General features: G+C 48.7%; 14 protein-coding genes. 8 read left to right on the plus strand and 6 right to left on the minus strand.

Features of this window, described 5'->3' with window-relative positions; translation table 11 throughout:
* Nucleotides 1-267: 267 nt before the first annotated feature.
* The 3 genes from ON05_RS11795 (at nt 268) to psbQ (ending at nt 6346) form a co-directional block, all read left to right on the plus strand.
* The gene (locus ON05_RS11795) at nt 268-2595 is read left to right on the plus strand and encodes a hypothetical protein (protein ID WP_010475847.1); all 2328 of its coding nucleotides are present in this window, start codon (nt 268-270) and stop codon (nt 2593-2595) included.
* Nucleotides 2596-3099: 504 nt separating this feature from the next.
* The gene (locus tag ON05_RS11800) at nt 3100-5706 is read left to right on the plus strand and encodes a M1 family metallopeptidase (RefSeq protein WP_010475846.1); all 2607 of its coding nucleotides are present in this window, start codon (nt 3100-3102) and stop codon (nt 5704-5706) included.
* Nucleotides 5707-5896: 190 nt separating this feature from the next.
* Nucleotides 5897-6346, plus strand: coding sequence for a photosystem II protein PsbQ (gene psbQ / locus ON05_RS11805; protein WP_010475845.1), 450 nt, complete (start codon nt 5897-5899; stop codon nt 6344-6346).
* Nucleotides 6347-6520: 174 nt separating this feature from the next.
* On the opposite strand, the gene ON05_RS11810 is transcribed toward psbQ, so the two are convergent.
* Nucleotides 6521-7357 (minus strand): sulfite exporter TauE/SafE family protein, encoded by an 837-nt coding sequence (locus tag ON05_RS11810; protein WP_010475844.1) that lies wholly within the window; start codon nt 7355-7357, stop codon nt 6521-6523.
* 294 nt (nt 7358-7651) lie between these two features.
* Here ON05_RS11810 and ON05_RS11815 point away from each other — a divergent pair, with 294 nt between their 5' ends.
* Nucleotides 7652-8053 (plus strand): DUF4189 domain-containing protein, encoded by a 402-nt coding sequence (locus ON05_RS11815; protein ID WP_010475843.1) that lies wholly within the window; start codon nt 7652-7654, stop codon nt 8051-8053.
* Nucleotides 8054-8159: 106 nt separating this feature from the next.
* A complete protein-coding gene (locus ON05_RS11820; RefSeq protein ID WP_010475841.1) occupies nt 8160-9470 on the plus strand; it encodes an aminopeptidase P N-terminal domain-containing protein in 1311 nt (436 codons plus the stop codon).
* Here ON05_RS11820 and ON05_RS11825 read toward each other — a convergent pair.
* The 4 genes from ON05_RS11825 to nusB form a co-directional block, all read right to left on the minus strand.
* Entirely contained in the window at nt 9460-10371 is a 912-nt protein-coding gene (locus ON05_RS11825; RefSeq protein ID WP_010475839.1) for a DUF4349 domain-containing protein, read from the minus strand. The two genes, ON05_RS11820 and ON05_RS11825, sit on opposite strands and share 11 nt — an antisense overlap.
* Nucleotides 10372-10494: 123 nt before the next feature.
* A complete protein-coding gene (locus ON05_RS11830; RefSeq protein ID WP_010475837.1) occupies nt 10495-11919 on the minus strand; it encodes a PP2C family protein-serine/threonine phosphatase in 1425 nt (474 codons plus the stop codon).
* A gap of 428 nt (nt 11920-12347) precedes the next feature.
* Complete coding sequence (ftsY, locus tag ON05_RS11835) at nt 12348-13844, minus strand: signal recognition particle-docking protein FtsY (protein ID WP_010475835.1); 1497 nt, start codon at nt 13842-13844, stop codon at nt 12348-12350.
* 54 nt (nt 13845-13898) lie between these two features.
* On the minus strand, nt 13899-14516 hold the full coding sequence (nusB, locus tag ON05_RS11840; RefSeq protein WP_010475833.1) for a transcription antitermination factor NusB: 618 nt from the start codon (nt 14514-14516) through the stop codon (nt 13899-13901).
* A 100-nt stretch (nt 14517-14616) separates the two neighbouring features.
* On the opposite strand from nusB, the gene ON05_RS11845 reads away from it, so the two are divergent.
* The 3 genes from ON05_RS11845 (at nt 14617) to ON05_RS11855 (ending at nt 18862) form a co-directional block, all read left to right on the plus strand.
* Complete coding sequence (locus ON05_RS11845) at nt 14617-15606, plus strand: glycosyltransferase (protein ID WP_010475831.1); 990 nt, start codon at nt 14617-14619, stop codon at nt 15604-15606.
* A 201-nt stretch (nt 15607-15807) separates the two neighbouring features.
* Complete coding sequence (locus tag ON05_RS11850; RefSeq protein WP_139025896.1) at nt 15808-16833, plus strand: tetratricopeptide repeat protein; 1026 nt, start codon at nt 15808-15810, stop codon at nt 16831-16833.
* 55 nt (nt 16834-16888) lie between these two features.
* Nucleotides 16889-18862: a tetratricopeptide repeat protein gene (locus tag ON05_RS11855; RefSeq protein WP_039780844.1), complete on the plus strand. Its 1974-nt coding sequence runs from the start codon at nt 16889-16891 to the stop codon at nt 18860-18862.
* A 13-nt stretch (nt 18863-18875) separates the two neighbouring features.
* Here ON05_RS11855 and ON05_RS11860 read toward each other — a convergent pair whose 3' ends face one another.
* Nucleotides 18876-20093 carry a class I SAM-dependent methyltransferase gene (locus ON05_RS11860; protein WP_010475827.1) on the minus strand — a complete coding sequence of 406 codons (1218 nt, stop codon included), beginning with the start codon at nt 20091-20093 and terminating at the stop codon, nt 18876-18878.
* Nucleotides 20094-20288: the final 195 nt, after the last annotated feature.

Below are 20288 nucleotides of genomic sequence, written 5' to 3' on the forward strand. Positions count from 1 at the left end.
TCTACGGCTGACAGGTCCAACGCCCTTACGGTAGTATCAGAACGAGTGAAAGAGACACACAGCAGACCGTCATAATCGAATTTGGCACTACTTACAGCCAGTCTGCACCAACCATCTTTATACCGACACGCTACCCTGTATTCAACCAGTGATTTCAATGAATACAGTCTGCTTATCTTCTAATAGCGTCAGTAAAGTTGATATAGGCTTTTGTCAACTTGATCGGTTGACCCATACCATTTTCTAATTCTGCGAAGAGACTCACCCATGACTTCCCCTAAGGTTACGATTGCACCGGTTACTGCCGTAGATCAGCCCTATGCACTCAAATTAGGCACCAAGCTACTGATTACCCTCACAGTAGAAAATATTGAGAGTCAGGGACAAGACTATCAACTCAAGGGAAGTCAACTGCCTTCAGACTGCTACACATTGGGTGCCCTCGCCATGAGTGCAGATCCGGGCCATCCCAATCAAATAGAGGTATTGATCCACCCTACTGAAGTTGCCGCCATTGGCAAGCATCAACTGAAGCTGCAGTTAGTCTCTTCAGAGGGTGGGATTCTCTGGGAAGACCAAGTCTATCTGCAATTTTTGGTGGCCGATGATATTGAAATCATGCTCACGCCAGATCTGACCTTTATTAAGGATGGCGTCGGCGTATACCAGCTCTTGATCACCAATACGTCACGATTTGAGAGAGTCTTGACGGTGCAACCCAAAGGCTTGCCTGTTCGAAACGGCTTAACCTTCAAGGCAGAGCCTGTCCAGCTGGATCTAGGTCCTGATCAGACTGGCAAAGTAGACCTGATGGTTCAGCCCCGACGATGGTGGCTCAGACCTTGGCTTGGCAAGGGCCGCAAGTTTCAATTTCAAGTGGATTTGCAAGATACCAATGGCATACCACTACCGCAATTACTCGCCCAATCGGGGTTAGTTTGGCAGCCCTATCCTCGTTCCCATGGCCTCAAACTCCTGGGACTATTGCTATTAGCCCTAGGGACCTCTTCTGCCCTGTTGTGGCAGTTTATTTGGCGTCAACCCACTGGACCTGCCATCGCAGCCCTCCGGTCCAGTCAAACGGTTGTCCCCCAAACTGGGCAAGAGGATATTCAACTTAGCTGGACTGTCAAGAATAGCCAACAGCTTTCAAAGGTGGTAATTCTGCGGGAACACCAAGGCCAGTCTGAAGTGGCCAAGACCTTCCGGTTTGATCAAGGGATTCCCCAGGAATTGCAACGAAGCCCCCTCAATCAAAACTCCAATTTCTGTGAATATGAACAGCCCGAGACGGGGGTTTTAGCATGTACCGGCATTACCACAGGGACCACCAATCCTGGCAAATACCAGTTCCAGGTACAGGCTTTTTCCAGTGACAATGCCAGCGAACCGATGGCAACCCAAACCACAGGTTTAATCGCCTTTAAACCTAATGCGGTCCCCCTTATTACCCGCTTTTATGCACCAGCGTCTCGGACCAACGCATCGACTTCAGGGCCTGTGGCTACCGCTACGCCCGGCCCCATTAAGCTGAACTGGGAAATTGCTAATCCTAGCCAACTCACGGAAGTACAAATTATGACCGTGGACGCCAACAACGCCGAGGCGGCTTTGTTACAACGGTATCAATTAGGCAATGGCAAACTGCCGGAGACCTTGGCCAAGTATTGTCGCTTCACGCCTACGTTGACCTGTCAGAATGTGCCGACGGCTGCTCGTAAACCCGGACAATATTTTTTCAAGATCACCGCATCTTACCAACAAGAGCAGCAACCGTTCACCTTGTCTAAAACCATTGGGCCGATGAACATTCAAGCAGAAAATCTCAGAATTGCTAGCTTTCTCATTAATGGTCAACAAGCACCCGCACAATACGTTTTAAAACCAGGCCAAAACTATGTGAATTTAACTTGGAAAGTAGAGGGGGGCAATAATCCTAGCGTTGCGATTTTACCTAGCCCTGGCAAAATTCCCGTAGCAGGCTCGATGAAGTACCAGCTCAATCCTCAACAGCCCGGGGCAATTACCCTGCAAGCCACCGACCTAAATGGTAAACAAGTCCTACAAACCATTGCGATTGGGGGCACGGTCGCCAAGGCGCCACCCAACAGGCCCAAACCGCCCATTGCCCAAGCTAAGCCCAAACCAGCCAACGCCAAACCAGCAACACCCCCCTTACCTTTTACTGCTGCATATCCTCCCCCATTCACTCCTGAGCCTGCGATGCTCCGGCAAAATCCTCTACCTCCGCTACCCGCCCAACCTCTCCTTCCCCAAGCAACTCGTCCTCGACGACCGGTCAGCAAACCTGTGGTCAGTCGCCCTCCTCAACCTCGTCCACCTATAGCGATCAAAAGTAGCCCCCAGCCCAAATATTCACCGGCTGCTCTGAAAGAAGCTCAGCTAGTCACCCGTGGGTTAGTCGTCGCCCGCCAAAACCGTAAGATTGTGCTCAATGGGTCCACCTGGAATAAAACCCAAGATGCTATTAAACTCCTCCGTCGAGGCTATAGCCGAGAAGCCGCCGCCAAGCGAGCAGGGGTTCCCTTGTGGAAACTCAATGTCTTAGTGTCTCTAGGCCAAAGAACGCGGTGATTTTTAATCGGTACACTCTCTCTAATGGCCTTCTATCCTGGTCACCGGAAAGGGCAAGCCCTCGCACGGGTGACCACCCCATAGAGTAACCCTAGCGACCCTGAGTTGCTATGCGACTTGCTGCTTTCTGAACCAAATCTTTTGATGGCTCCCATGCTGCTAGGGAAGAGTTTGAAGCTAAAGCTTGATTCACGAAATCAATGGAGAGAGGAATATCGTTATCCATCTATACGATTCTGATCTCACCTTCAACGACAGAGGCTTAGTTATTGGGGAGCCAAAGGCAGCCTTAAGAATCATATCCCCTAGATGAACGCACCTCTAGAGGTCTGTGGGAAGCCCTACTCTACCTTGAAGCCATCTGTGCACCCCATAAATAATGGTATGGAGACTTTATATAGAGCCTTCACCCGTTTAATTACCTGATAAAGCGCTACGCTGGATCGAGAGCCAATCATTGCTGGCAATTCTCTTCAGCTAGCACCGTCCTCAGCAGGTAATGTGATGTCCCATCTTTTCTTTGATTCAGAGACCAAAAAGCATAAATCCTTTGAAATGGCAGGGGCACGGCCTCACTACAATCCCGATCGCCCCGGCCAAGTCGAACATATTTTTCTGGATCTAACCTTAGACATTCTTGGCCAATCCTTTGGTGGCACCTGTCAGATTCGTTTAAACCCGGTCCGCAGTGGGATTAAGACATTGGTCTTGGATGCGGTGGATTTGCAGATTGAAGGCGTCAAGGTGGGCCGTGCCAAACAGCCCTTTGAGTATGACGGTGAGCAGTTACAGATTCATTTAAAGCAGCCGACAACGGCTGGGAAAGTGTTTACGGTTGCGATCGCATACGCCGTACACCAACCCCAACGCGGTCTCTACTTTGTCCAGGCCGATGAACATTACCCCGATAAACCCACCCAGGTGTGGACCCAAGGAGAAGATGAAGACTCCCGGTTTTGGTTTCCCTGCTTTGACTATCCCGGCCAACTGGCCACTTCAGAGATTCGAGTGCGAGTGCCCAAAGCCTATATGGCCATCTCCAATGGAGAGCTGATTGAAACTGAAGTGGACGGCAAGCAAAAAATCTACCACTGGCTCCAGCGAGAAGTTCATCCGACTTACTTAATGACCCTGGCAGTGGGGCAGTTTGCAGAAATTATCGATGAGTGGCAGGGCAAACCTGTTACCTACTATGTTGAAAAAGGGCGGGAAGATCAAGCCCAACTCACCATGGGCAAAACGCCCCGGATGATCGAATTTTTTAGTGAATACTACGGCTACCCCTACGCCTATCCCAAATATGCCCAGGTCTGTGTCGATGACTTTATTTTTGGGGGTATGGAAAATACCTCCACCACCTTACTTACGGATCGCTGCTTGTTGGATGAGCGGGCGGCCATCGATAATCGGGCGGCGGAAAGCTTAGTGGCCCATGAATTGGCCCACCAGTGGTTTGGCGATTTAGTCGTGATTAAGCATTGGTCCCATGCCTGGATTAAGGAAGGCATGGCCTCATACTCCGAGGTGATGTGGACCAACCATGAATATGGGGCTGAGGATGCTGCCTATTATCGGCTGAAAGAAGCACGAAATTATTTTAATGAGGATAGTACCCGCTATCGTCGCCCCGTGGTTACCCATGTTTACCGAGAGGCGATTGAGCTATACGACCGCCACCTCTATGAAAAAGGGGCCTGTATTTACCATATGATTCGGGCTGAGTTGGGGGATGAGCTGTTTTGGCGAGCCATCCATACCTTTGTCCAGGACAATGCCCATCAAACCGTAGAAACTATCGATCTACTGCGGGCTATTGAAAAAGCCACTGGTCGCAATCTGTTGTTCTTATTTGATCAGTATGTTTATCGAGGTGGTCATCCCGAATATAAGCTGGGCTATAGCTGGGATGCCGATTATAAGATGGCCAAGGTAACGGTGACCCAAACTCAGGTTGATCCAAAAGATAAACATAGCGCCAAAGAGCTGTTTGATTTGAATCTGCCCATTGCCTTTGGCTATGACCGAGGTAAACAACCTGTGGAGTTCCAAACCTTTATGGTCCGAGTCCATGAGCAAGAGCAGAGCTTTTATTTCGGTCTATCCGAAAAGCCCTTATTCATCAGCTTCGATCAGGGCAATCACTATCTCAAGCAGGTCTCCCTTGAATATCCGATGCCTGAACTCAAGGCCCAACTAAAGCAAGACCCCGATCCCCTCTCTCGCATTTATGCCGCTCAGTCCTTAGCGAAAAAAGGTGGCTTAGAAGTCGTCAAGAGTTTAGGGGAAGCCCTGACCACCGATGGATTCTGGGGCGTCCGGGTCGAAGTGGCCAAGCAGCTCGCTCAAATTAAGCTTGATCAGGTATTGCCCGCCCTCAAGCCCGGACTCAAAGATAAGGATGCCAGGGTTCGACGGGCAGTGGTGGAAGCGATGGCGACCTTTAAGACTGATGAAAGCTACAAAGCGATCAAACCCTTAGCCGAAAAGGGCGACCCCAGCTATTACGTGGAAGCGAGTGCATTACGAGCTGTAGGTGCGATCGCAGCCTCCACCCTGACCACCAAACCCAAAGAGACCAAAGTGATCAAGCTCTTTAAATCGGTCCTCAAAGACCGGGCGGGCTGGAATGAAGTGGTGCGCTCTGGTGCCATTGGTGCCCTCAGCCAAATGAAAACCTCTACTGCCGCCCTCGATTTGATTTTGGCCTATACCGAAGCGGGAACACCGCAACCGTTGCGCCTGGCTGCCATTCGTGCCCTAGGCAGTATCTCTACTGGCCAATCTCCTGAACAACTGCAGCGCATTTTGGATCGGCTCTCGGTGCTGGTGGGTGAAAGCTTCTTTTTAACCCAAGTGTCGGTATCTGCTTCCCTGGGACAAATGGAAACACCAAAAGCAATAGCACTCCTAAAAACCTTAGCCAACCAAACCCCCGATGGTCGGGTGCGACGGATGGCCGAAGAATCGATCAAAAAAGTGCAAGCTAGAGTGAAATCCAATCAAGCTCTAAGCACCTTACAGGAAGAAGTTCAGCAACTCCAACAAGCCAATCAAGAGCTAAAAAGTCGGCTGGCCGATCTCGAAGCTAAATCCAAGCCTTCAGAGACCTAGGCGTTTATTGAAACCCATGCAATTGGCAGAGACCGATCTTTAAGGGGCAAGACCTGCCAAAAAATACAAACCTTTACAATCAAGAGCCCGAAAGCAGGGCTTTACAGGTGATTAGCTTTACAAAGGCCCCTGAAAATTCGACAATAAATCTTGGCAAACCCATTTCTGATGCGCAGAGGACTGTGAATCAATGATCTTAAATTTTAAACGATTTTGTAAATCCCTATTGGCCGTTGCCTTTGCAACTGCCCTTGTTTTGACAAGTTTTAGCACAATTGCCCCTACTGCTTTAGCTGGGTCTGATACTGGAATTGTTATTGCTCAAGCTTCTAAATATACAGAAGGACTACAACCACTGTATGGGCGCCTATCTGAGCTAGAAGGATACGTTTCTGAAGGCGACTGGAACAATGTTCGCACCTTTATCCGTGGTCCCCTCGGTGAGCTTGGTCCCCTCTCTCGTCGTTTGGGTGATTCATTGCCTGCTGCAACACAAAAGAGTGGTCGTCGCACCATCAAATTGTTAGCTGACCACCTCAACAAGCTAGATGCAGCTGCTGCTAAGCGTAATTCCACCACTGCTTCTAAAGAGTATGATGCCGTTGTGTCTGCTTTTGATGCTGTTCTAGGTTTGTCTTAAATCTAGTCGTTCAAGCCAATTGTTGTTAAAGGGTGTCACGCAGCGCTCGCGAAGATCCACAAGCGTATCAATTGCAGGTTACATGCTGAATGATGCGATCGCTGCGATTCACTCTTTTTTTGTACCTATTAATTTCCAGGATTTAATAGGTGCGAAGTCTATCTAGTCTCAAAGCTAAACCAGCGGGAAATCCCAGGCAATTAAGCCCGTCCCCGACAACATCCGCATACTAATCACGAGTAATAATCCGGCAAAGATCGTTCGCAGCTTTTCAGGAGCAACGATACCGGCAAATTTAGCCCCTATCGGTGCCCCCAGCATTGTAAACGGGGCCACTAACAATACTGCAGGCCAATAGACATATCCCGTTGACCAGGGAATGGCCGTTTGATTCCCGCTCAATAGTAAAAATGAAAGGGTTCCCACAATGGCGATGGGTAACGTGAAAGACGCAGAAGTCCCACTCGCTTTTTTCATGGGCAGGCCGCAATAGAGGAGAAACGGGACGCTCAGGGCACCGCCGCCAATCCCCAATACACCTGACTTAAACCCAATCACCATACCTACTGCACTGGTAGGCATAATGCCAGGAGCACCCACGGTCTGCTCCTCTGCTTCCTCAGATTTTTTCTCAAAAAATATTTTGGTAGAAACCACCAACAGAAAGATGCCAAAAATCAACTCTAGAATTTGGGTTGGCATCCGATTGGCCAATAAATTGCCACTCACTACCCCTACAGCAATACCCGCAATAATGGTGCGAAAAATAGACCATTGAATATGCTCTTGGCGATGGTGTGCCCAGGTCGAAGACGCAGCGGTGCAGATCATAATGCACATAGAGCTACCCGCCGCCATATGCATCAGTGATTCTTGGGGCAGTTGAATCAAATCAAACAGGTAAAACAACCCAGGCACAATCAACATGCCACCCCCAATGCCCAACAGTCCGGCTAAGGTTCCCGCTGCAATACCCAAGACTGCAAATAGTCCTAAACTGAGTGGATCCATTTTTTTGAGTTGTCCATTGACTGTCCTGTAAACCAGAGCACTATGGACAGACAGGAGGCTACACCTCTCATACACCCTGACGGACTCTCACGCTTACCTATTCACTATAAGACCCCAACTAGCCTTCCCCCAAATGCAGATCCATTCAGGACTTCGGATCAGAAGACCGGAAAGGGAACCCTAGATCTGCAGCCTATTGCAAGGGCTGTAATCGCAGGTTTGACGAACTAGGGTCTAACAATAACGCGATTTATACATACTTTTTATTCACTGAAAAACCATCGTGGGGGATTAATGATTCATTCTAAACTTGCTCAAGTATTGATGGTCACGGCTTTTAGCATGCCAACGGTTAGTCTCATGGCCGTCCAGCCAGCATCAGCCAATGGCAACAACTATGGTGCGATTGCATACTCTTCAGCGACAGGTAGCCATGGATATTCCTATGATTATTCAACTGCTCAAGCGGCCCAAAATGCAGCACTCCGTTACTGTGAAAACTATTCAGGCACAGGAGATTGTAAGTCTCTAGTCGTGTTCCAAAATGCTTGTGGCGCCTTAGCACAGACCCCAGATAATTCTGCAGGGTCAGGTTGGGGGGTCGATCGACCCACTGCTGAATCCTTTGCATTGCAGTCCTGTAGACAATTTGGTCCTAACTGTAAAATTACTCGTTGGGTCTGCACTAGTCGCTAACGCTAAATCACAAAAACTAGGCCACCCAAAATCAGGAACGCAACGCTCTCTAAGGCAATTTGCTGCACAATAAGTAGAGAAGCTCATCAGCCTGATTGAACGTCCTATGCAAGCAGAATATCGCCAACGCCGCCAAAACCTGATGGAAGCCATGGGGTCGGGGACCGGAATTTTTCGTAGTGCCCCGATGGCGGTGATGCATAGTGATGTGGAATATAACTTCCGACAAGAAAGTGACTTTTTCTACTTGACGGGGTTTAACGAGCCCAATGCAGTGGCCGTGCTAGCTCCCCACCATGAAGAGCACCAGTTTGTGCTGTTTGTGCAACCTAAAGATCCGTTGATGGAGACGTGGACAGGGTATCGAGTAGGGGTCGATCTCGCAAAAGAAGAATATGGGGCCGATGCCGTGTATCCCATTGAGGAATTGGACGAACATCTACCCCAATATCTAGCGGGTGCCGATCGGATTTACTTTCATCTGGGATTAGATCAGCCCTTTAATCAAACGATTTTGAAGCACTGGCAGCGATCGCTGATCAAAGTCCGGAAGGATGGGTTTGGTCCTGTTGCCCTAGAAGATCCCATGACAGTGCTCCATCCTCAGCGGCTGATTAAAAGTGAGACTGAACTAGATTTGATGCGTAAGGCTATTGATATTTCTGTCGAAGCGCATAATTTAGCCCGAGAAGTCGCCCAACCTGGCCGCTATGAATATGAAATCCAAGCAGAGATGGAACGGCTATTTCGTTTACGAGGTGGCTTAGGACCCGCCTATCCCTCCATTGTGGCAGCGGGGGTCAATGGCTGCATTTTGCACTATACCGAGAACACCTGCCAGATTCAGGAGCAAGATTTGCTGTTGATTGATGCGGGCTGTAGTTACCAGTATTACAACGCCGATATTACCCGTACGTTTCCGGTGAGTGGAACGTTTACAGCAGAGCAAAAGACCCTGTATGAGTTAGTTTTGACAGCGCAAGAAGCTGCGATCGCACAAGTGCAACCGGGCAACCCCTACAACGCCTTCCACGACGCAGCAGTCAAAGTTCTGACCCAAGGCTTAGTCGATCTGGGCTTACTCAAAGGCAAGATCGATAAGCTGATTGAAGAAGAAACATATAAACCCTTTTACATGCACCGCACAGGCCATTGGTTGGGGCTAGACGTCCATGATGTAGGTGTCTACAAAAAAGACAAGGATACATGGCAGCCATTGCAAGCCGGACATGTGGTGACGGTAGAACCTGGCATTTACATCGGTCCCGATATTCAACTAGACGAAGATCAGCCAGAAGTACCCGAACGATGGCGAGGAATCGGGATTCGCATTGAGGATGATGTGCTACTCACAGAAACAGGCCATGAGGTTCTCACGGCCGCTGTTCCTAAATCCATTGCCTCCCTTACCCGCTGATGGACTCGTTATTAGCGGCTGTCACGGTTCCGTTACTCCGGCGCTGTATCAACCGTTTGACCACAAATTGCACCAAGACCAGACCCAGAATGTAAGGCAAAAAGACCACAACCCACACTAGAAGCCCCAGGATGCCAAATGTAAGATTGACCACCGCATGGGTAGACTGGGACCAAGCTTCTTGTAAGCGTTCGCCGAGGGAGGCTTGGGGTGGCGTGGTTGCGATCGCAGATTCCAAACTGAGATTCACGGTTGAATAGGCGACTTGTGCCTGTAACCGTTTCACCTGAGCATCGATTTGCTCAATCTGCTGACGAATTGTTTTCAGCTCTTGCGAAACTTTGAGGACATCCGCCACAGATCCAGATCGATCCATAATCTTCAACACCACTTCTTCTGACTTGCGAAGATTTTTGAGCCGGGCTTGAAAATCTACCAGCTGAGTAGACACATCTTCCGCTTCAATCGAACGGTTCTGTACCGTGCCAATCTGGGCTAATTGCTCCAGGGTGGTCTCTAATTTAGCCTGGGGGATGCGCAGTTCCATAGAAGCCTGATGACGCACTGACTCATCAGGAGGCACTTGATCCTGCAGGCCTACCACATCACCTTGTTGTGTTTTGACAATTTTGGCGACTGCTTTTAGGGCCGGGGCTACTTTTTCAACTCTTAGGGTCATATTGGCCCGCTTAATCAGTTGCGGTTTAGCTTTCGGTGGAGCAGCATCCGCAGGTGCCGACACATTATTACTGAGGTCAGCTAACTCTGCCTGGGCCGCTTGGGGTGCTTCACCTGACTCCGAAACGGTTTCCGTCATTGGCGTTGAGCAGCTAGCCAAGAGCACAGCCCCGACGACCGTTCCCCACAAAGGTGCAGTAAAGCGATTGTGTTCTACTGTCATAACCCTGACAAATGTTACATTGCCCTGATTATGGTGGGTTTCAACCTCGCTATTGGGCGAGTTACCATTTATGCAACACCCCCTAACATCCCTAGAAGGAATGTTAAAACTCAAGCGACTTTCTTAAAACGTCATCAACATGGGTGTGATTTGCATGACGATCAAAGTTACATCATCACCACTTTGGTTGCGCTCACCCATAAAAGCTTGCAAGCGCTCAAATAGGTAATCCAGAATCTCTTGCGGGCCATGGCAGGTGTGGCAAGCTTCTTGAAACACCGCAATTAAGTTCTCTTCATCGAAGCGATCACCATTGGGACCGGCAGCATCCGTAAAGCCATCGGTATAGTAGATAATCGTATCCCCTGGAGAGAGGGTAACCTTATCCTCCTGATACTCGGTATTGGCATCTAGGCCAATCAACATACCATCTGTATCTAAACGCTCAATCACATTTTCCCGAGCACGCCACAGCAACGGCGGATTATGAGCCGCATTACTAAAGCTTAGTTGACGAGTCTTCGGGTCATACTCTGAATAAAACAGCGTCACAAACCGATTAGAATTTTCTAAATCAGCATACATGACCTGATTGAGATTTTTCAAAATCTCAGATGGAGAGTGATGATGCAACGCATCCGCCCGCAAAATACCGCGGGTCATGGTCATAATCAGCCCAGCAGGGACGCCTTTACCCATGACATCACCAATGACCAGCCCCCAACGATCGGCCTGGTTGAGGCGATATTGGCGGGAGGTCGGTAACTGTCGATAAATCGGAATAAAGTCGTAATAATCTCCCCCCACCTGATTGGCGGTTTGACAGGTGGCCGCTAGGGCGACACCTTCAATTTTGGGAGAATAGTTGGGTAATAAGCGAGCTTGAATCTCTGCCCCAATCTCTAGCTCACGGGTAATCCGCTCTTGCTTACGGAGTTGGGTGGTCAGGGTGTCATTTTCAATAGCAACCGCCGTTTGATCCGCAACTAATTGAGCCAGCTTTTGCCGCGTTTCAGTCCATTCATAGTCAGGATTGCTGCTAAACAGGTACAGCCGACCGCGCTCATGGAGTTCAAAATTTCGGACTAAAATAGCGGTACTAAACCACTGATAGTTTGTGCCCAAAAGATGGGCCAGCTGTTGTTCTAGAACTAGGTTCGGTTGCTTAGCAGGGGAACCATTCACTGTAAACTGACGGGTCACATTTTCTAGGGCCAAGCGAATATTGCGGCATTGCTGTCCTTCGTGGCAGTACAGCTGCTCTAAAGAGACTTGTCCATTAGGACGAAACAAAATTAAAGCGGCAGCATCCGCATCGGTCACACGGCTAACAATTAGAGGAATTAAGGCGAGAAACTGATTGAGATTATTAAAGCTCCTTAACGAAAAGCTTAGGGAACTCAATAAATCTTGCGCTTTTGCCTGTTCTCGACGGAGATGGGAAACAAGCTCTTGCAGCGCTGTCACAGTTGCCACGTTTGTCGCCACCCCTGGATAGTCTAAATCCAAAGATTGGGAAGGTTGGTTTGGAAGTGGAACTCGAGACATAAAGGCAAATACAAGCCAGTATCGTAGGGAAAACGAGTGTTGCGTTACTTATTGATAGTTATGCCCAGTAAGCTTAGCACTCTTGTCAACCCTTTGGGCAGTTGCACTCTAACTAAAGAAAAATAGGCAAGTACTAGGGATGTAACAGTATACTCTGATACGTTTTCTCTTTAGAAGAATAATCTATCTACATTGCTAAACACTTCTGAAATTGCTGTGAACTGTAGCAATTATCAGAAACTTACCAAGAATAGCTGCGAGAATTGTGATACCACTCCTAAAAAGAAAACAACATAACCAATATCAGTTGTTTTCTTCAATCTGGTATAGCGCACTTCTGGTGAGATTGCCAACCATTTTTGAAGGAGCTCTGGCATCAAGATGGGGCAATGAATCTATGAATCATTTTATTTATAGATCAAAAAAGACTAGGTGCTCAGGAGTGCCTCGACAAATTCATAGCTAGAAAAGGGGCGCAAGTCCGTAATGCCTTCGCCTGCTCCTATAAATCGAATGGGCAGACCTAACTCCTGAACTACCGCTAGAGCAACCCCACCTTTAGCAGAACCATCCAGTTTGGTCAGTACGACTCCCGTTAATTCAGCCGCCTCGGAAAAGACCTGGGCTTGTCGCAACCCGTTTTGGCCCAAAGTGGCATCCAGCACCAACAGGGACTCAATGTGAGCATCTGGGGCTTTCTTGCTGACAATCCGTCGAACTTTGTTGAGTTCATCCATCAGGTTCTTCTTATTCTGGAGACGCCCGGCTGTGTCCACTAGTAACAGATCAATATTGCGCTTTTGGGCGGCAGTAATGGCATCGAAGACAACAGCCGCAGGGTCTGTATTTTGACCAGGATTCGCAATCACATCGACATTGCTACGCTGTCCCCATACCTTTACTTGTTCAACCGCTGCAGCTCTAAAGGTGTCGGCAGCTGCAATCAAGCAGGCATACCCCGACTCCTTAGAGATATGGGCTAGTTTACCGATAGTCGTAGTTTTACCGGCGCCGTTGACCCCGGTCATCAACCAGATATTCATCCCCTCTCGTTTGGGGGCAAAGTTAGGGCTATAGTTCTTTTGGGTCGGAGCATCGAGAATATTCTGCATAATCTCTTTGAGATAGGCGATCGCAGCATCCGGGGGCAGGGTTTCTTCCCGAACTTTGGTCTGCAAGGCTTCAATTAATTTGTCTGTCGCCGAAATCCCCACGTCTGCCTGCAGCAATAATGACTCAATTTCCATCACCGCATCGGCATTCAACGGGCCTTGGCCTACCACCGATTTGAGTTGGTTGGCTAAACCCCGTCGGGTTTTGCCTAGTCCTTGGCGCAGCTTTTGCAGCCAGGAAATTTCTTCAACGGAGACTTCTTCAGGACGACGGCCCTGGGCTGCTAAGACTTCCGCAGACCACAAAAACCCTTCATCAAACTGCAGATCCGAGGGAGAAGGTTGGGCGGGAGGAGAGGTTGGGCTAGGCGATTCAGTTTTTGCAACCGGTGCTGGAGTAGCTGCAATCGGCTCAGGAGAAGAGGCAACCTCGGGTGTGACTGCATCAATTTCCTCGATTTCAGCCGTGGTGGGGGTGGCTTCTGGAGCAGGCTCAGAGCCAACTTCTGGGGTGACCTCAGCTACTACGGAGCTCTCTGCCTCGACGTCTGGGGAAGCGATTACTTCATCGGCTGAAGAACTTTTAGCTTCGACTTCTGGCGCAACGGTCTCTGCAGTGGTTTCTTGCTGTCGCTCTTGGATTTTTTGGAAGGCTGTCTCGGCCCAACTGCGATAATCTTCAGCTTCACTGGTCTCTCCGGCATCGTCGCTAACTTCGCCGGGGGCATCTTGCTCCGCTTCGGCTTCAGGCGGTGTGTCTTGCTCCTCAGCTTCTTCTTTATTAAATTGGCGACGAAACCAATTAAAAACCATGACCTTTTCCTAAACGAAACGATGGGGGCGGATCTGATTTCAACCTACCGCATATTAAGGTACCGCGATCTGACGGGTTACCCGCCGCAAAACACCATTAATAAAGCGATGACCCTCTTCGGCGCTATATTTTTTGGCCAGCTCGACAGATTCGTTAATCGCTACTTGATTGGGAATATCCAAATACTTCATTTCAGCAACGGCCAACCGCAACAAATTAGCATCGATATGGGCCAACCGATGAAGTTGCCAATCTACCAAAGATGTTTCTAGGATTTGGTCAATTTCGTCACGATGATGGTGAACCGCGGCAATTAAATCGAGGGTGTAGTCGCGGACTGACTGTTGATTGGCCAGCTGAATAAACTCAGGAAAATCAATCGCTAGCCCCAAGCGGTTGACTGCCGTTTTGGTTAAATCAATCGCCTCACTAACCATGGCCCGCGAACTCTGGACATCAATAGCTTTAATTTCGCTATCGAGGATGCGATCGCTACCCCGTTTCAGTTCAGCACTGGCGGTCTCTAATGCTTCTTGCACTTCCGCCACCAGGGTTCGTACCGCCGTAATCATCACAGCTTGCAAATCTTGGTTGGCGAGGCGATCGGAATTGCTAGGCAATTGACCAATACTTAAAAGTGCCAATTCACGGGCAATTCGGCGAGGTTGCATGGGGAAATACGGACGGCGTACAGAACTCTCTAATCTTAATATCCAGCGTTCAATTTCAGCATTGGCGGCTTACACTATCTCTAGTCGATAGGCTTGAGGTATGCGCAAGTTATATTTTCTGGTTCCAGGGTTAGGCGGTAAGTACGCCTGCGGTGGCCTCTGGGCCGAACTGAAAACTTTGAAATTGGCCCAGCAGATCTGTTCGGCAGAGGTAGTCACCTACAAACAGCGGGAGCCTGACACTCTATTCCTAGCTGATTTACTCAATCAACCCCTCGATCAAGCCATTTTGGTGATTAGCTGGGGCTTCGATGTGGGGCAACTGGCGCAACAGTTAAAAGACTATAACGTGATTTACCATGCCCATAGCTCAGGCTATGGATTTAACTTGCCAGCCAGGGTTCCCATTGTTACCGTTAGTCGCAATACCTTGGGCTATTGGGGACAGCGATCGCCCCATTCCCTGCTGTACTACTTACCCAACCAAATTTCAGACAATTTTCAGAACTTAAATCTGGACCGGGATATTGATGTATTGGTGCAAGCCCGGAAATCTTCAACTTATCTATTACAGGAGCTGATTCCAGCATTGCAGCAGGTTTGCAACGTGATGGTGGTCGATAGCTATGTCGAAGATTTATCCAAGCTTTTTAATCGAGCCAAGGTGTATCTCTATGATTCCGCCGAATATTGGGCGCAACAAAAGGTGAGTGAAGGCTTTGGATTACAGCCGATGGAAGCAATGGCCTGTGGCTGTCAGGTGTTTTCAAGTATTAATGGTGGGTTGTCAGATTACTTAGATCCAGGTTTCAACTGTTACAAAATTGCAGGGCACTCCCTCACCTTTGATCTACAGCGGATTCAGCAGGTGTTGCAGTCGGATCAAAGGGTAGGGCTGTCAGAATCTGTCTTAGCTGAATATCGAACAGAAAATATTCTGCACAGGCTGCGGGTGATTTTGACTGAGATTAACGCTTTTTTTGACGCTCAACCCCATCAACAAGCTGGTATTGTACCTCTCACGCCCATGCGGATCACCCAACTTCGCCTACAGGCGATCTGGCGTAAGCTTCTCAAAAAGGTATCTTGATCAATCGGGCCTTTTTAGTGGCTGGCAGCGTGATAAATGTCACTCGCTGTTCAGGCACATATCACTGAAATTCTGCATAAAACTGCCGATACTATCAACATAGTTTGGAGCAAGTGACATTCCCCCAGGAAACTTTGCCCACTCTAGGTCTGATAGTGAATGGGAGCGCTGTCAGACCGATTCCCTATTGTGGTTACTTCAATGAAAACAGTTTCCTCTCTGGCCCTGGTTTGGCTGAATGCCTTGGTCGTTGGCTCACCAGCAGTGCCTTCGACCCCCTTAGATCGGCCTCATCTACAGGTGCAGGAGACTCACACTCAGCCCTCTACGACAGCTGAGCAGCTTTTTAAGCAAGGCAATCGTTTAGCTCAAGATGGTAAATTAGCTGCGGCAATAATTGCTTATCGTCAATCTATAGCGGTGGATGCCACCAACTCCCAGGTATATTGCCAGATGGCAGAGGTGTTAGTCCAGCTCCAGCGCCTGGAAGAGGCCTTGCCAGCCATTCGCCAGGCTTTGGTGCTTGAGACTCGGGTTACCGCTAGAAGCCCGGTATGGTATGACGCTCACGCTCGTACTCAACTCGCCCAGATTCTGACCCAACATCAGCAAGTGGATGCGGCCTTGCCGTATCGGAAGCAGGCAATTGCCCTCTATCCAGAAGATGAAACGCTTTATTTCGGTTTAGGCCAAACGTTAGTCGCCAAAGGTGATGCTGAGGCAGCGATGATGGCCTATGTTCAGGGCTATCAACAGCAAATTGCGGCCAACGAGATATCGAACGGTTTCAAGGATTTGGAAGCGGCGTATACAGATAGAAACGCTCTCGCTTGGCGAGATGTGGGCAATGATTTTGTTGCCCTTGAGCAATACCAGCCCGCTATCCGCGCCTACCAAAAAGCCATTGCCATCGCTCCGACGGGTCACTTCTACTATGCTTTGGCATCTGCCCAGGAACAGGCAGGTCAGCAAGCGGCGGCAGCTCAGTCTTACGCCCAAGCTGGAGCCTCAATGCCCTATCAACATCTTCATATAGGTATCGACGCCTATCGGGAAGCCCTTCGCTTACAGCCTGATGACGCTAATATTCATAGCGGTTTGGGTAAAGCACTGTTGGAACACGGAGAGATTCAAGCTGCGATCGCATCCTTCGAACAAGCCCTCTCCCTCAACCCTAATTTGACGGAAGCAAAAGACAATATAGCCAAAGCCAAATCGCGGTTGTAGCCCGTTCTCTAGCATCCACTTCGCCTTAATCGATTTCATCTCTCCCTGAATTGCCATGAAAAAGAAGATAGCCCTATCCCTTGCTTGTTTAGGTGTATTGTCTATGGGGCTGTTGTATCGTCACCATCTGATTCCGACTCATCCATCGCCAGCTCAGCCGGTTGCGGAGACAGCGAAGAACTCCGATGAGCAAGACAGTCCAGTTGAGCGGTTGTTAGCAAAAACCCAACAAACTCAGGTGTGGGAACAGGCACTCAAGCTCAACCCTAAAGATGCGGAAGCCCATCATCAGTTGGGCTTAGTTTTAGTGGCTGACAATCAGGTCGATCAAGCGATTAGTCACTATCAACAAGCCATTGCCTTAAATCCCCCCAATGTTTCGCGGATCTATCAAAGCTGGGGCAAAGCCCTCGTGAAACAGAGCAAGACAGAGGATGCCATTTTAACCTTTCGCCAGGGCATCACTAAAGGCTATCCTGAGGCCCCCAAAGCGATGCAGGAGGCAGAGGTTCATTTTCGTCTAGGACTAGCGTTGGAGGCTGAAGGACGGCTACCTGAGGCGATTAAAGCCTACCGCCAAGCGATTGCGGTCAAGCCGGATAAGACAATTTATGAACATTTAGGAAATGCCCTAGTTAAAAATGATCAATTAAATGAAGCGCGAGTCGCTTTTCGCAAGTGGTGGTCCTCTTCTTTATATCGGCAGGGCCTTGACTATCAACTGCTGGGTGATGCCTTAGTTCGCGAAAATCGACTGGATGATGCGTTAGCTGCCTATCGAAAGTGGATTGAAACGGATGGTTGGAATTCTAATAAAGATGTTGCCGCCCATCGAGCATTAGCGGGTAGGCTGAGTTCGTTGAAGCGTTTTGATCAAGCAAAGTTGGCTACTCGTAACGCCCTCGACCTTGCAGATATCAGCGACCAGTCATTTATTGCCGAAGAATTTATCCAACTCTTGGTCCATCACGATCAATTGACAGAAGCCAAGACAGTTTCTCTGCAATATTTTCAGTCAGATCAACCATTCCAGAAAATTTATGCCAAACATCTGATCGAGCAGTCCAAGGATTTAATAAAAGCCAATCAATTGGACCAAGCTATTAAAGACTGCCATGAAGCGGCTCAAATCTTGAATATTGCTAAGTCTCCAACTGATAAAGATAAAGGAACAATTGCAGACATATGGTCTTGCCTAGGTCAGGCCCATGCTAAACAAGGTCACCTTGAGAAAGCCTTAACCAGTTTTCAGAAAGAATATCAGCTCAATAAATATGCTTATTATGATGTCGCTGAGACTTTAATAAAGCTGCAACGCTCTGAAGAAGCTCTAGCCATTTTGCGCAAGCACTCTGGGCAAGAAGTTTATGCTTATACCGTTTTAGGACGTTTCTTAAATGCCGATCAACAACCCCAAGCGGCTGTTCAGTACTGTCAAAAAGCTTTAGCTATTGATGCTCAGAATCTTGCTGCTCATCATTGCTTAGCGAAGGCATCTGGCAATTCTCAAACAGTCGAGGTAGATCCCCAACTGTTTCGAAAAAGAGTCGAAGCAATTTCTCCCAAGGTTATCCAACATGCTTATCGGGCTAACCGTTTGGGCAATAACACCATCGGTTATACCCTTCATCAGGATGCGATCGGTATCAGCCCTAATGCGGTTGCAAATGCACAGTATTCTAGGCCCTATCTCGCTGACTTAAATGTCTATCAAACATGGGGAGGTATCTTGTTTCAGCAAGGGAAAAAAGAGGAGGCGATCGCAACGTATCACCAAACGCTCCGGCTCCTACCAGAAACTGCAGAAACCCATACCAGCCTGGGAAAAGTGCTAATGCAACAGCAGCAATACGGGGGTGCGATCGCAGCCTATCGTCGCGCCATCCAGCTCTATCCCCATGAAGCTCAGTCTTACGTGAACCTCAGCAAAGCCTTGCTAAAAGTGAACCAAACAGAAACGGCAGATCTAGCCTTACAGCAAGCCGTGCAATTAGGATGGCAAGAAACGGCTTCGAGCCAAGATCAATAATCCTCCGGGTCCATCAAGGCATCTGTAAGCCCTTCAATACCTGACCTTGTTCCTTCTCATTTAATCCTTTACCTTGAATCAGGACTTGAAAACCACCCAACCCCAAAGGGTTAATTAAAGCCTGCAAAGTTTCCCGCCGCCGAATCACCTCATTCAGTTGAGCGATATCGCTAGTGTTGTTATTGGCGACTAAGCGATCGCCCAGGCCCAACGCCATTAAAAACAATCCTTGTTGGGTATAGCCCATTGACGTTAACCCTAGGGCTATACCCTGCTTTTCTAGAGCCGTAAAGTTCACATGAGCCGTAATATCTTGATGCCCAAGATAAGCATAGGGATCTTGATGGGCACCATGCCGTCGAAAGCATTGCAGTGTGCCCTGTAGCCGCTGTGGGCTGTAGTATTGCGGCGCTAAGTAGCCATAATCAATCGTCAGTACATATCCCCAGTCTAGCTTTTGAGAGACCGTCTTTAACCAATCCAGCGCCGCTAAGTTAATCTCACTGCGATATCCATCTTCATACCCTGTACCAATATTGATGTCTTGCTCAACTAAATATTCTGCCAAGCGGTCCGTCGATGGGCTTGTCATCACCTCAGTAAATGTTCGTGACGCCGCATCAACCGCCACAAACACTTCCTGCAAAGCACCATCCTGTACAACAAACTGGTGTACTGGCAGCGCATCGACCAGTTCATTAGAAAAGAAGCAGCCTACTATCCCCGTCTCAGGCAGCTGCCCAAACCCCATCCATTGCACCTTGTCAGACGAAAACTGAAAAGGCTGCAACAAGCGCTGTTGTGCTTCGATTAAACCTTCTGCTTTTTCCACAATGATGTAACGTAAAGCGGTCCAAAAAGCAGCATAGTCATCAGATGCCTCTGCAGACTGTTTTCGGGTTGCCAGGTATTTCAGCACATCAGCCGCCACCAACCCTTGACCGGCCCCCATTTCAACCAACGTAAACGGCTCCGGTTGCCCCATCACTCGCCACATATCTAAAAATTGTTCAGCCAGCAATTCCCCAAAATCAGGACACAAATGGGGGGAAGTAAAGAAATCCCCTGCAACTCCGATTTGGACTTGGTTCGTCGCATAGTAGCCTTGCTCAGGATCGTACAAAGCCAGCTCCATAAACTCAGCAAAGGTGATCCGTTGCTGAGGAGTCTCGCTAATGCGGTTGGAAATTCGCTGCAAGAGAATAGGGTTAAATGAATCCGGATGGGTCAAAGTGTTTGTCCTGGTAGCTTAGATATCACTGATAGAGGTGAGAGTGATCACCCTCAAAAAAGTATTTTAGGTATAAAACAGTGGGAGGCATTTGATCGTTGATGGGCAGCATAAAGTTTAGTCAGCCTTTTCTTGCAGCTAGAATCACAACATCAAAATTGTGTCCTATTCTTATTCCGTTGAAGCTTATCTCCC

It is taken from the genome of Acaryochloris sp. CCMEE 5410, assembly GCF_000238775.2.
Taxonomy (GTDB): Bacteria; Cyanobacteriota; Cyanobacteriia; order Thermosynechococcales; family Thermosynechococcaceae; genus Acaryochloris.